This window comes from Enterococcus larvae, from assembly GCF_017830045.1.
GTDB lineage: Bacteria > Bacillota > Bacilli > Lactobacillales > Enterococcaceae > Enterococcus_L > Enterococcus_L larvae.
Genome location: NZ_JAEDXU010000005.1, coordinates 106,794 through 119,987 on the forward strand (window position 1 = coordinate 106,794; position 13,194 = coordinate 119,987).

Below are 13,194 nucleotides of genomic sequence, written 5' to 3' on the forward strand. Positions count from 1 at the left end.
GAGACAAGACGAGAAAGTTATTGTTCGCCCCTCCTTGTTCTACATAAAGAATGAAGTCTGGAGGCACAGAAATATGGTAGTATGGTTTATCGCTTTCTTTATAGGTATGCAGGTCGTACTGGAAAAAGAATGGCTGCCTGATAGGCTTATTGGGCAAGGGCTCAGAGTTCTTTGTCTGGAAGCAATTCTGGTGATCACGGTTTCCGCAGTGATCGGTGTGCTCTTCAGACAACCTGTATTGATTGTTGGAACAGTAACGATTTTCAGCAGCTCGATACTTGCTTGGAAATATCGAAATAAGTATGACGGATTTGGAGTGTGACAATCGGATGAAAAGAGCTTTAGGTGTATCAGTGTATCCTGATCACAGTGATGTAGAACAGGACAAGGCCTATTTGAAAAAGGCTGCAGCGTGCGGATTTACTAGAATTTTTATGAGTATGCTGGAAGTAACAGATGGTAAAGAAGCAGTGAAGAAGAAGTTTCAGGAGCTGATCGGTTATGCGAAAGGACTGGGATTTGAAACGATTTTAGATGTTGTTCCTTCCTTGTTTGACGAATTAGAAATTTCCTATGATGATTTATCCTTTTTCCATGAACTTGGAGCAGACGGAATCAGATTGGATGCTGGATTTGACGGCAATAAAGAAGCAAAATTAACATTCAACCCGTTTGATTTGGCAATTGAATTGAATATGAGTAATGATGTCGCATACTTAGATAATATTTTGACATATGAAGCGAATAAACCATTTTTATATGGCTGTCATAATTTTTATCCTCAGGAAGGTACCGCTCTTCCATACGACTTTTTCGAAAAGTGCAGTGTTCGTTTTAAAAAGAACGGTATCCGTACCGCGGCTTTTGTTACCTCACAAGAAGGATCAATCGGCCCTTGGGATATCAATGATGGACTTCCAACCTTGGAAAGTCACCGTCATCTGCCAATAGAAGTTCAGGCGAAGCATTTCTTTGCTACAGGTCTGATCGACGATGTCATTATTGGTAATGCTTATGCCTCAGATGAAGAGCTGGAAGTTTTAGGGGAATTGAATCGCTATCAACTGGAATTTGACATCGAGTTTACAGAAGCTGTCAATGAAGTAGAAAAGACGATTGCATTGGATGAGCAGCATTTCCGTCGAGGAGACATCACTGATCTGATGGCACGTTCTACAGAGGTTCGTAAAAAGTATAAAGATAATGCAAACCCAGCGCATGACAATGAACAAGAATTTCAGGTCGGCGACATTGTTATTGGTAATGATGGTTTCGGCAAATATAAAAATGAGCTGCAAGTGGTGTTGCAGCCCCATAAAGATACACGAAAAAATAAGATCGGCAGTGTTGCAGCGAATGAGCGGATGCTGTTGGAATTTATCAAACCATGGACAAAATTCAGATTGAAAGAAAAGTAGGGATAGCAAATGACTTATGATCTACTGATAAAAAATGGAAAGACGATCGATGGACAACCGATAGAAATTGCCTTGTCAGATGGTAAGATTGCAAAAACAGCTGCTGTCATCGACGAAGAAAGTAAAAAAATCCTTGATTTAGAAGGAAAGTCCTTTGTTTCGGCCGGCTGGATCGACGATCATGTGCACTGCTTCGAAAAGATGACATTGTACTATGATTTTCCAGATGAAATTGGTGTGAAAAAAGGTGTTACGTCTGTGATCGATGCCGGAACGACTGGTGCAGAAAATATCCATGAATTCTACGATTTAGCTGTTCAAGCAAAAACCAATGTCTATGCATTGGCAAACATTTCTAAATGGGGCATTGTTGAACAAGATGAGTTGGCAGATTTGACGAAGATCAAAGAAGACCTGATCAAAAAGGTTTTGGCTGAGCTGCCTGATTTTGTGATTGGCATCAAAGCACGAATGAGTAAAACGGTCATTGGCGACAATGGCATCACACCGTTGGAGCTGGCAAAAAAAATCCAAAAGGATAACAATAACCTGCCTTTGATGGTTCATATTGGCTCAGCACCGCCTGAACTGGATGAGATTTTAGCGCATATGTCTAAAGGGGATATCTTGACCCATTGCTTTAACGGCAAGCCGAATGGTATCCTAGACCAGAAGACAGGGAAAATCAAAGATTTTGCATGGGCTGCGTTCGACAAGGGTGTTGTTTTTGATATCGGTCATGGGACAGACAGCTTTAACTTCAATGTGGCTGAAACAGCATTGAAAGAAGGTATGAAAGCAGAAACGATCAGTACGGATATCTATATTCGTAATCGTGAAAATGGTCCGGTTTATGACTTGGCAACAACAATGGAAAAATTACATGTTGTTGGCTATGATTGGACAGAGATTATTGAGAAAGTAACAGCTGTTCCGGCGGCAACTTTCCATTTAGATACGAAAGGTCGTCTTGAAGCGGGCTATGATGCAGACTTGACAATTTTTACGATTGAAGAAGGAAGCAAAACGCTGACGGATTCAAATGGCTTTACCAGAGAGGCAAAAGAATTGATCAAACCTGTGAAAACCATTATTGGAGGCACGGTTTATGACAATTAGTTATGAGAAATTCGGTTTGAAGGAAGTTATCAACGCATCGGGAAGAATGACGATTTTAGGCGTATCCAAGGTTTCTGAAAATGTATTAGCTGCTCAGAAATTTGGCGGAGAGCATTTCTTTGAGATGAGTGAGCTTAGCATACAAACAGGCAAGTATTTAGCAGATCTTTTGAAGGTGGAAGATGCGCAAATCGTTTCTTCTGCATCGGCAGGGATCGCACAAAGTGTTGCATCGTTGATTGGAAAAGGCTCTATGTATCATGCCTACCATCCCTATACAAAAAAAATCGAAAACAGAGAAATCATTCTGCCTAAGGGGCATAATGTAGATTATGGCACGCCAGTAGAGGTCATGATTGCTCAAGGCGGCGGAACAGTAGTTGAAGCTGGCTATGCCAATATGTGCTCGGCAGAGCATATTGAGATGATGATCACAGAGCAGACAGCAGCTATTTTGTATATCAAGAGTCATCACACTGTTCAAAAGAGCATGTTGAGTGTGGCTGAGGCGGCGGAAGTTGCTCGTCGAAATAACTTGCCGCTGATTGTAGATGCTGCTGCAGAAGAGGATTTGTTCAAATATGCTGAAGCTGGTGCAGACCTGGTAATTTATAGTGGAGCAAAAGCAATTGAAGGACCGAGTGCTGGTCTGGTGATTGGTAAGAAAGAATACATTGAATGGATTCGTTTGCAGGGTAAAGGCATTGGGCGTGCCATGAAGATCGGCAAAGACAATATTTTGGGCTTTACTCAGGCTGTCGAAGATTACTTGAAAAACGGGAGTGAATCTGGTGCTTCAATGAAGGAGCGGATGGAACCATTCATTACTGCTTTGAATGAAATTACTAATATTGATGCATCTGTTGTTCAGGATGGAGCAGGCAGAGATATCTATCGTGCAAGCATCAAGATTTCAGGACAAAAATCAGCGAAGGACGTTATCACTGAGCTGAAGACAGAAGACCCTGCAATCTACACGAGAGAATACCAAGCAAATAACGGCATCATTGAATTTGATGTTCGTTCTGTGAACAGCGAAGAAATGACGAAAATCACCAAACGTCTGACAGAAATCATGAACTAGACAGTAGGTAAAACAGCTGTCGTTTTAAAAATAGAAACTAATACTAGAAATAGATAGAATTTAAGAGGAGAATAGAATGATGTCAATTACACCAAATTATTTAGAAGATCGTTTATGTTTAAATGTTTTAGCAAATTCAGTGGAAAATGCTAAAGCTTGTTATGAAGCAGCAGATGGGCACGTGATTTTGGGTGTGCTTTCTAAAAACTATGATAGTGATGAAGCAGCTATCGAAGACATGAAGAAATACGCAGCAGAAACAAAAAATGCTCTATCTGTAGGACTTGGTGCCGGTGACCCGAACCAGAGCCAAATGGTTTCACGGATTTCTAAGGATTTACAGCCACAGCATGTAAACCAAGTATTTACTGGTGTCGGTACTTCTCGTGCATTGATTGGCCAAAACGAAACAGTTGTTAATGGACTGGTTTCACCGACTGGTAAAGTAGGCTATGTCAATATTGCAACAGGCCCTTTGAGTTCTCAAGCACCTGCTGGTGACGTGCCAATTGAAACAGCAATCAAGCTGCTGCAGGATATGGGCGGCAGCTCGATCAAGTATTTCCCAATGAAGGGTTTAGCTCATAAAGAAGAGTATAAAGCAGTAGCAGAAGCTTGTGCGAAATATGATTTCTACCTTGAACCAACTGGCGGAATCGACTTGGAAAACTTTGAAGAAATCGTACAAATCGCTGTAGATGCCGGCGTGAAGAAAATCATTCCACACGTGTACAGCTCAATTATCGACTCAGAAACAGGCGACACAAGACCAGAGGATGTAAAAACATTGCTGGACATGATGAAAAACACATTGAAATAAAAAGATAAGCTGATCGAACAGCCCTTAAACTAAGTCATCAAAGCGCAAAACGTTGAAAGACGGATGACGATTGTTTAAGGGCTGATTCAGGACGCTGGATAGGCAGGATGAAAAAATGAGAATTTCAGCTTTTGGAGAAATCATGATGCGTTTGACCCCTCCTGAATACCTGATGCTTGAGCAGACGAAGGATTTGCGGATGGATTTTACAGGAACAGGCGTCAATATTTTAAGTAATCTGTCGCATTTTGGTTGTGAAACAAGTCTAATCACCAATCTTCCGGATAATCGTTTGGGGGAAGCCGCGAAAGCAAGTGTCCGTCAATTGGGAATCAGTGATAAATGGATTGGCCAAGAAGGCAATCATATTGGCTCTTATTTTGCCGAAATGGGCTATGGACCACGTCCGACTCAGGTAACCTACCAAAATCGTCACAGCAGTTCTTTTGGTGTCAGCAGTGCTTCTCACTATGCCTTTGATGACTTCTTAAAGGAAACAGACCTTGTGCATATTTGCGGGATCTCGTTGAGCCTGACAGATGAAACTAGAGCAGCAGCTTTTGCACTAGCAGAAAAAGCCCACAAACAAGGCAAGAAGATTTGTTTTGATTTCAATTTCCGTCCAAGCTTGAACAAGAATAATGAGGCAGCGTTTATGCGTGAGCAATATGAGCGGATCCTACCATATTGTGATATTGTTTTCGGTAGTCAAAGGGATTTGACAGACCTTCTAAATATGCGTGTAGATGAAGCCTTAGACAGTGCAGAGCAGTTCAAGAAGCTGGCAGAAGATTTCATGGCTAAGTACGAGATTGAACAGTTTGCCGGAACCTTTAGAACGAGACAGGACGACAAGTATTATCTTTCTGGATTCCTATTTTCTGAAAAAGGCTATGAGTTGGCAGAACCAAGAGAAATCATCAATCTTGACCGTATCGGTGCAGGGGACGGCTATGCTGCAGGAGTTCTTTTAGGTTACGCAGAAAACTGGCAGCCTGCAAAAACAGTGGCCTTTGCCACAGCAAATGGTGTACTGGCGCATACGATCCAAGGAGATGTTCCGCTAACAACCAGAAAACAGGTTGAACACATCATGGAGCATCCGACTGTTGATCTGATTCGTTGATTTGATTCCTAGCGAATCATATAAAGAAGATTCTTTCTATTTTATCTTCAGTGAATGAGGCTTTCCGAAACGTCTGTTTTTTTAATCAGGTGTTTCGGTCTTTTTTTTTTGGAGAATTGCTAGAGTGGAAACAAAGAAAATCGTAGTAGATAAGGGTGAAATTGTTGAAAAAGGAAAAGAGTTTTCAGATAGTTTTCTAACTTACTTTCGTTTCAGACTGTTTTTCATTATAATAGAGAAGATGGCTCACTGGGAGCTGGAGTAAATGCAGGAGGAAGCGAGATGTCTGAGGATTTCTGGAAAGTTTTAGAAGATGAGCAGGCACTGGAAAATATTCGGAAACGTCCGGGTATGTTCATTGGTGCGCTTGGTCTTTCCGGGTTTGAAAATATGATGATCCAGCTCTTTGATGAATTGTTGAAGCTGGCTGATTTACCGGAAAAAGCACAACTGAATATTGAACTTTCAAAAAATCAGATCATTCTTTCCCTGACATGTAAGAGAGAATGGCGATTAAAGCTGGAAAATGAGTACGGGTATTCTTCTCATTTGCCTATTCAGGTACTATTGGCCTTGTCAGAACAGGTGGGACTAAGTCTGGAAACACCTAGGAAAAGGGAGATTCGAATTTATCAACAAGGAAAATTGGTGAAAGCGGCAGAGGTAGCTTCAAAAAGTGAAGAGTATCGGCTGGAGCTGGCATTTACACCAAACCCTGCTTACTTAGGTTCGAAGCAGGTCTCCTATTTTGTTCTGTTCAATCGCTGTCAGCAACTGGCGATGCTCCATAGCGGTTTGGAAATCAACTTGGCTAATGGAGAAGGACAAAAGAATCACCTGCAGTATGAGCAAGGCTTGGTAGAGTATATTTTTCAAAAGGATTATGCGCTGACACGAGGGATTCGGCCGTTGATCATCAAGACTGCCAGAGAAGACGTACTGATTCAAGCTGTCATATCTAAAAATCCATCGGCCAGTATCAGAGATAGTTTTGTGAATGGGCATTTGCCAATCGAAGGTGGTACACATATGGATGGTTTTATTCAGGGAGCTGTGGATGGAATGAATCGATTTCTTGAAGAAACCAGTCGCATGAAAATCATGACGATTGAGAATTTTCCCGAACGTTTTGACTTTGTCCTTTCTATACAGGTCAAAAGGCCGCGTTATGCTGGAGCAGTCAAGCAGAAAATTCGGAATCCTGAACTATACAAAATTCTGCGGGAGACGATTTCAGAAGAAGTATTTCGCTTTATGACGCGACATCCATCATGGTATGTCAGCTGATAGAGACTGAGCTAAGGGGGAACGAGCCCATGAAGATTTTTATTGACGGAGATGGTTCGCCGGTCAAAGAGGCCGCGATAGAGATTGCACAACGATATCAATTGGAAGTAACAATTGTTACCAGTGTTGATCATTATTCATTGAAGGAATATCCGGAAGCTGTTTCTTTTGTTTATGTTGACAAAGGTGCCGATTCAGCAGATTTTAGAATCCTCAAGCTGATCCAAAAAGGCGATATTCTGATTACTCAGGACTATGGCTTGGCTTCTTTAGTCTTACCTAAAGGGGCCTTTGTCCTTCATCAACTGGGCCGGGAATATACGAAAGAGACGATCGATCAGTTATTGGAACAAAGATATTTCAGTGCGAAGGTTAGGAAAAGCGGTGGTAGAACAAAAGGGCCTAAGCCGTTTACTGAAGGAGATCGAACAGCGTTTAAAGAGAAGCTGATTGAAGTGATTCAAAGAGAGCAAAGAAGAGATGAAGAGGTACAAGGCTGAATTTTTGATAGAAAAATCAGGTCTTTGTAAATAGAAGCTGATGAGGTAGGATGATGGATTGATGAGTGGAGTTAGCTTCACGAACAGCTATCTCATGTTAATGATTAGTAAATGCTGTTGCTACAGTATTTACTCTTATGTTCGTCACGCATACCATTCGACTAATAAAGCAGGAAAGTCGAACTGGCATAGCTCCTCTCAACAATAAGTCAAAACATGCCTTGTGGTAAAGGGCACTACATGTCAGTTTCATCTTATTGTTCGGGAGCTGCCCAAGTTCGTTCAGCTTTTCTAGTTGTCCAGCTTCACAGACTAACTTCCTCGACAATAAGATAACTTGTCTTCAATGGTAAAGGGCACCATTGAGTCAAGTTCCTTTATTGCTCGGAAGTTGAGCAAGTCTGTTCAGCTTTTTTAGTTGTCCAGCTTCACAGACTAACTTCTTCAACAATAAGATAACTTGCCTTCAATGATAAAGGGCATCATTGAGTCAAGTTCCTTTATTGCTCGGAAGTTGAGCAAGTCTGTTCAGCTTTTCTAGTTGTCTAGCTTCACGAGTTAGACTTTTCGGTAAATAGATAAATCCATTACAAAGATAAAGAGCATCTTTGAATGGATTTCCTAATTTACTCAAAGTCTGATCAAACTCGTTCAGCTTTTCTTATTTGCTTCTATTACAATTTTTGTTTTTATGCTAAAATAATGAAAAAGTATTTTTGTCTGCACAAACTTGGGTTTAGCAGGATGATTTAGGAGGAAAAGAATTTGAAAATTGTATTGCTCTATGGAGGGAAAAGCGAGGAACATGAGGTTTCGATCTTATCTGCTTTTTCTATTTTAAAGGCAGTTTACTATAATTATTATCAAGTTCAGCTAGTATATATAAGTAAGGAAGGGCAGTGGGTCAAAGGTCCTACCTTGACAGAGGCTCCGGAGGACGAATCAGTTTTACATCTAACTTGGAATCCTCAAGGCGAAAGCTCAGAAAAAGATGATTTTACCGGGAAGGTCATTACTCCTTGTGAAATCAAAGAAGAAGACTCGATCGTTTTCCCAATCCTGCATGGACCAAATGGAGAAGATGGCACGATTCAAGGCTTTTTAGAAACGATGGATATTCCTTATGTTGGAACCGGCGTTTTGGCTAGTGCAACAGCGATGGATAAAATCATGACAAAATATTTACTGCAAACTGTTGGGATTCCTCAGGTGCCGTTTGTTCCGGTACTGGAAAATCAATGGAAAGAAAATCCAAAGCATATCTTTGAGCAATGTGAAGGCTCTTTGATTTATCCAATGTATATCAAGCCGGCGAACATGGGCTCAAGTGTTGGAATCAGTAAAGCGGAAAACAGAGCAGAGCTTCAGTATGGATTGAAGGAAGCCTATAAATACGATTCAAGAGTAATCGTTGAGCAAGGCATCGAGGCAAGAGAAATTGAGGTAGCGATCCTTGGGAATGAAGATGTTCGAACGACTTCAGCAGGTGAAATCGTCAAGGATGTTGAATTCTATGACTATAATTCGAAATATATCGACAACAAAATCACAATGCAGATTCCTGCGGAAATTCCTGCAGAGGTACATCAAGAGGCACAACGCTATGCGAAAAAGGCCTATATGGTTTTAGACGGCAGCGGATTGAGCCGTTGTGATTTCTTCTTAACAAGTAAAAACGAACTGTTTCTTAATGAGTTGAATACAATGCCTGGCTTCACACAGTTCAGTATGTACCCATTACTTTGGGAGAACATGGGACTGAAGTACAGTGATCTGATCGAGGAATTGATCCAACTGGCTTTGAACCGATACAAGCAGCGTCGACATATGACAGAGGATTGACTGAGTCCGTCGATCGGTTGGCATAAATTTTAAAATACTGTTGATTAGGAAATGACGGCCGGGACATTTTTTCGTAGATAGATGTCTCGGCTTTTTGCTGTTTTATACGCAATGATGAGGAAAAAGCAATAATCTGAGTCAATAGACAATTGGAGGAAGAACGCAGTGAAATTAAGTTTTTGGGAAATCGCTGAAGCGGTACAAGCTGAAAATAACTGGAAACAGTGGGAAGATTTTTTTGTGACAGGAGTAGAGTTCGACAGTCGAATCATTAAATCGGGCAACCTATTTGTTCCTTTGGCTGGGAATGCTGACGGACACCGATTTGTAAGGAAAGCGCAGGAAAATGGCGCAGCCGCTGCTTTTTGGGGCAGCATAGAAGAAGCACCAAAGGACTTGCCGATTTTGCAGGTAAAAGACACGTTGACAGCGATGCAGCAGCTTTCTGTCTATTATCTGAAAAAGATGGCACCCTCTGTTATCGGCATCACCGGAAGTAACGGAAAAACGACAACGAAGGACATGGTGGATGCTGTTTTAGCACAAAAGTTTCGAACATATAAAACACAAGGAAACTATAACAATGACATCGGCTTGCCGTATACGATCCTACATATGCCGGAGGATACAGAAAAAGTCATCCTTGAAATGGGGATGGACCATGCCGGAGAGATTTCTTTCCTATCTAAGTTAGCCCAACCGGATGTAGCTGCTATCACAATGATTGGTGAGGCACATATTGAATATCTGGGATCAAGGCAAGGGATTGCGGCTGCAAAGATGGAGATCGTTGATGGACTGAAATCAGATGGTCTGTTGCTGGTTCCCAACGAAGAACCATTGCTGGAACCGATGATAAAAGAACGAAGCCAGACAATCAAAACCTTTGGCTGGAATTCAGACGCTGTCTATCAGGGAACAGTCAGCGAAGCTGGAAAAGAGTATACAGATTTCACGATTACCGGATTTAAGGAACCGTTTCGAATCCCTGTGCCAGGATCATATAATGTGACAAATGCACTGGTTGCTGTCGGGATTGGTCAATGGTTTGGTCTCTCTGAAAAGGAGATTGCCAAAGGGCTGGCTGAGCTGGTGGTAACAAAGAATCGTACGGAATGGCTGAAGGCTGCCAATGGAGCGGATATCCTAAGTGATGTCTATAATGCCAATCCAACGGCTATGAAACTGGTTTTGGATAACTTTAGAGTGATGGCAGGCAATGGAAAACGTCTTGCTGTTTTAGGCGATATGCTAGAGCTTGGACCAGAATCAAAAGACATGCATCGCTCTGTAGGGGAATTTTTGAATCCACAGGAAATTTCAGAGGTTTTCCTGTATGGTGAAGAAATGCGCAGTCTGTATGATGACCTGAAGGAAAGGTATAAAGAGCATGCCCATCATTATAAAAAAGAGGAAAAAGCTCAGCTGATTCAGGCCTTGCAGGAAGAGTTTGCACCTCAGGATATGGTTGTATTGAAAGGGAGCAATGGGATGGGCTTAGCCGAAGTTGTTGCCGCTCTGCAAACTGAAAGTTGATTTTCATAAAACTTGCTGAAAAGCTCAATTCGTGCTAAAATGAGCTGTTGTCAGAAGATTTGAATAAAAATAGGTGGCGGGAAATACCCCCCAAGTATTTATATAAAACTTGAACAGCTGAACGATTCCGTTTGGCTTTTCTGTTGTCAATCTTCATACGATTGGATTTTTCGATAGAGTTGATAAGATAGTTTGATAAAAGAGTATATCTCTATTTCACATAGAGTGAAGCAGACCCTCAAGGTTCGGTGGTCCGTTTCATTCAACGGAACAAACTCCGCGGCTGGATTTATTGACTTGTTGAAATGTTTAGAAATTGGGGCAGAAGCTCCCGAACAATAAGATATTAGGAGGATCACATTGAAATTTAGCGAACTTGGATTATCATCAACATTACTATCTGCTATTGAACGATCAGGCTTTGAAGAAGCAACACCGATTCAGGGAGAAACAATCCCTTTGGCTTTAGAGGGAAAAGACGTTATTGGACAAGCACAAACAGGAACAGGTAAAACAGCAGCATTCGGTCTGCCGATGCTGGAAAAAATCGATACTGCTAATCGTGTACTGCAAGGCTTGGTCATTGCACCAACAAGAGAACTTGCTATTCAAACACAAGAAGAACTTTACCGTCTTGGTAAAGATAAAAAAATTCGTGTACAAGCTGTATACGGAGGCGCGGATATTGGTCGCCAAATCAGAGGCTTGAAGGACCATCCACATATCGTCGTGGGAACACCGGGTCGACTGTTGGATCATATCAACCGCCGTACATTGAAATTGGGTACTGTGGAAACATTAGTATTAGATGAAGCAGACGAAATGCTGAACATGGGCTTCCTGGAGGATATTGAAAAAATTATTTCTCAAGTTCCTTCTGAGCGTCAAACATTACTGTTCTCAGCAACAATGCCTCCGGCAATCAAGAACATCGGTGTTAAGTTCATGAAAGACCCGCAACACGTTAAAATCAAAGCAAAAGAAATGACTGCTGACTTGATCGACCAGTATTACGTTCGTTCAAAGGACTATGAAAAATTCGATATCATGACTCGATTATTGGATTTCCAGACGCCTGAATTGACGATTGTTTTCGGTCGTACAAAGCGTAGAGTAGACGAGCTTGCACGTGGACTAGAAGCGCGCGGCTATAAAGCTGAAGGAATCCATGGTGATTTGTCTCAGCAAAAACGAATGAGCGTTCTGCGTTCATTCAAAAATGGGAATCTGGATATTTTAGTAGCGACAGACGTTGCTGCCAGAGGACTGGATATTTCCGGTGTTACCCATGTGTACAACTATGATATTCCTCAAGATCCTGAAAGCTATGTTCACCGTATCGGTAGAACCGGCCGTGCAGGTAAAGGCGGTATGTCTGTTACTTTTGTTACACCAAGCGAAATGGGTTACCTTCACGTGATTGAATCACTGACTAAGAAAAGAATGTCTCCATTGAAGCCGCCAACCGCAAAAGAAGCATTCCATGGAAAATTGGGTGCTGCATTAGAATCAGTTGGCGATAAACTGGCAGAAAATGGTTTGGATAAATATCTTGATTCAGCTGATGCGTTACTTGAGAAGTATTCTTCTCAAGATCTGGCTGCTTTGCTTCTTAAGACGATCTCAAATGATCCGGAAGATGCAGTACCAGTAAAAATCACGCCTGAACGTCCATTGCCTTCACCGAAAAGCGGCGGCTTCAATAAGAACAAGCGTCACAGCGGAGGCGGCGGAAACCGTCAACGTAAAGACGGTCGTTCATACCGAGGTAAAAATAATAAGAGCAATAACGGTAACGGCAATAGCAATGGCGGCGGCAACGGCGGCAGCTATAACAAAGGGAAGAAGAACTACTCTTCCAAACGTGGAAATGATAAGGGTCGTGGCTTTGTCATTCGCGAAAAAGGAAACAACTAAACAACATCTACTATTTCAGACTGCGGGTATAGCCTTAACTGGCTGCTATCGGCAGTCTGATTTTTTTATTCCTTCTTTTCTGATTTTTCTTAAGGGTTCTTGTAGGAAAAATGCTTTTTTTTTGATAGAATGTAGTTAATTTATTGATTTGGAGTGCAGGACAGATTATGATTAAAGGGATTGGCATAGATATTGTTGAGCTTTCAAGAATTGAAAAAATCATTCAGAACCGTTCTTCTTTTGTTAAAAGAGTTCTGACAGAAAATGAATTGGAGATTTTCAATCAACTTTCCCTGCGCCGACAGATCGAGTTTCTTGGCGGACGTTTCTGCTGCAAAGAAGCTTTTTCAAAAGCATGGGGCACAGGTATTTCCGGTGTTGGTTTTCAGGAAATAGAGATTTTACGAGATGAGAACGGCGCACCTGTCGTTACAAAATCTCCGCATCCGGGGAAAGTGTTTGTTTCGATCTCCCACACAGATACATTGGCGATCGCGCAGATTACTTTAGAGGAATAGGAATACAGATTAAGCACGGGATGGGGG

Annotated in this window: 13 protein-coding genes; all 13 read left to right on the forward strand. The window is 41.7% G+C overall.

From position 1 onward, the window contains the following. The first annotated feature begins 73 nt into the window (after nucleotides 1–73). Entirely contained in the window at nucleotides 74–322 is a 249-nt protein-coding gene (locus tag I6N96_RS11015) for a hypothetical protein (RefSeq protein ID WP_209557596.1), read from the forward strand. Nucleotides 323–329: 7 nt separating this feature from the next. Further along, a complete protein-coding gene (locus I6N96_RS11020) occupies nucleotides 330–1,418 on the forward strand; it encodes a DUF871 domain-containing protein (protein ID WP_209557597.1) in 1,089 nt (362 codons plus the stop codon). 9 nt (nucleotides 1,419–1,427) lie between these two features. Further along, nucleotides 1,428–2,537: an amidohydrolase/deacetylase family metallohydrolase gene (locus I6N96_RS11025; protein ID WP_209557598.1), complete on the forward strand. Its 1,110-nt coding sequence runs from the start codon at nucleotides 1,428–1,430 to the stop codon at nucleotides 2,535–2,537. Then, entirely contained in the window at nucleotides 2,527–3,621 is a 1,095-nt protein-coding gene (locus I6N96_RS11030) for a DgaE family pyridoxal phosphate-dependent ammonia lyase (RefSeq protein ID WP_209557599.1), read from the forward strand. The genes I6N96_RS11025 and I6N96_RS11030 overlap by 11 nt, the downstream gene beginning before the upstream one ends. A gap of 79 nt (nucleotides 3,622–3,700) precedes the next feature. After that, nucleotides 3,701–4,441, forward strand: coding sequence for a 2-dehydro-3-deoxy-phosphogluconate aldolase (gene dagF, locus I6N96_RS11035; RefSeq protein ID WP_209557748.1), 741 nt, complete (start codon nucleotides 3,701–3,703; stop codon nucleotides 4,439–4,441). Between the two features lie 115 nt (nucleotides 4,442–4,556). Beyond that, a complete protein-coding gene (locus I6N96_RS11040; RefSeq protein ID WP_209557600.1) occupies nucleotides 4,557–5,567 on the forward strand; it encodes a sugar kinase in 1,011 nt (336 codons plus the stop codon). A 124-nt stretch (nucleotides 5,568–5,691) separates the two neighbouring features. After that, nucleotides 5,692–5,832 (forward strand): hypothetical protein, encoded by a 141-nt coding sequence (locus I6N96_RS11045; RefSeq protein ID WP_209557601.1) that lies wholly within the window; start codon nucleotides 5,692–5,694, stop codon nucleotides 5,830–5,832. A 17-nt stretch (nucleotides 5,833–5,849) separates the two neighbouring features. After that, the gene (locus tag I6N96_RS11050) at nucleotides 5,850–6,854 is read left to right on the forward strand and encodes a DNA topoisomerase subunit B (protein ID WP_209557602.1); all 1,005 of its coding nucleotides are present in this window, start codon (nucleotides 5,850–5,852) and stop codon (nucleotides 6,852–6,854) included. A gap of 29 nt (nucleotides 6,855–6,883) precedes the next feature. Beyond that, nucleotides 6,884–7,354 carry a YaiI/YqxD family protein gene (locus I6N96_RS11055; RefSeq protein WP_209557603.1) on the forward strand — a complete coding sequence of 157 codons (471 nt, stop codon included), beginning with the start codon at nucleotides 6,884–6,886 and terminating at the stop codon, nucleotides 7,352–7,354. Between the two features lie 765 nt (nucleotides 7,355–8,119). After that, nucleotides 8,120–9,196 carry a D-alanine--D-alanine ligase gene (locus I6N96_RS11060; protein WP_209557604.1) on the forward strand — a complete coding sequence of 359 codons (1,077 nt, stop codon included), beginning with the start codon at nucleotides 8,120–8,122 and terminating at the stop codon, nucleotides 9,194–9,196. A 165-nt stretch (nucleotides 9,197–9,361) separates the two neighbouring features. After that, nucleotides 9,362–10,732 carry a UDP-N-acetylmuramoyl-tripeptide--D-alanyl-D-alanine ligase gene (locus I6N96_RS11065; RefSeq protein WP_209557605.1) on the forward strand — a complete coding sequence of 457 codons (1,371 nt, stop codon included), beginning with the start codon at nucleotides 9,362–9,364 and terminating at the stop codon, nucleotides 10,730–10,732. Nucleotides 10,733–11,092: 360 nt separating this feature from the next. Beyond that, nucleotides 11,093–12,649: a degradosome RNA helicase CshA gene (gene cshA, locus I6N96_RS11070; RefSeq protein ID WP_209557606.1), complete on the forward strand. Its 1,557-nt coding sequence runs from the start codon at nucleotides 11,093–11,095 to the stop codon at nucleotides 12,647–12,649. A 167-nt stretch (nucleotides 12,650–12,816) separates the two neighbouring features. Continuing rightward, nucleotides 12,817–13,167: a holo-ACP synthase gene (acpS, locus tag I6N96_RS11075; RefSeq protein WP_209557607.1), complete on the forward strand. Its 351-nt coding sequence runs from the start codon at nucleotides 12,817–12,819 to the stop codon at nucleotides 13,165–13,167. Nucleotides 13,168–13,194: the final 27 nt, after the last annotated feature.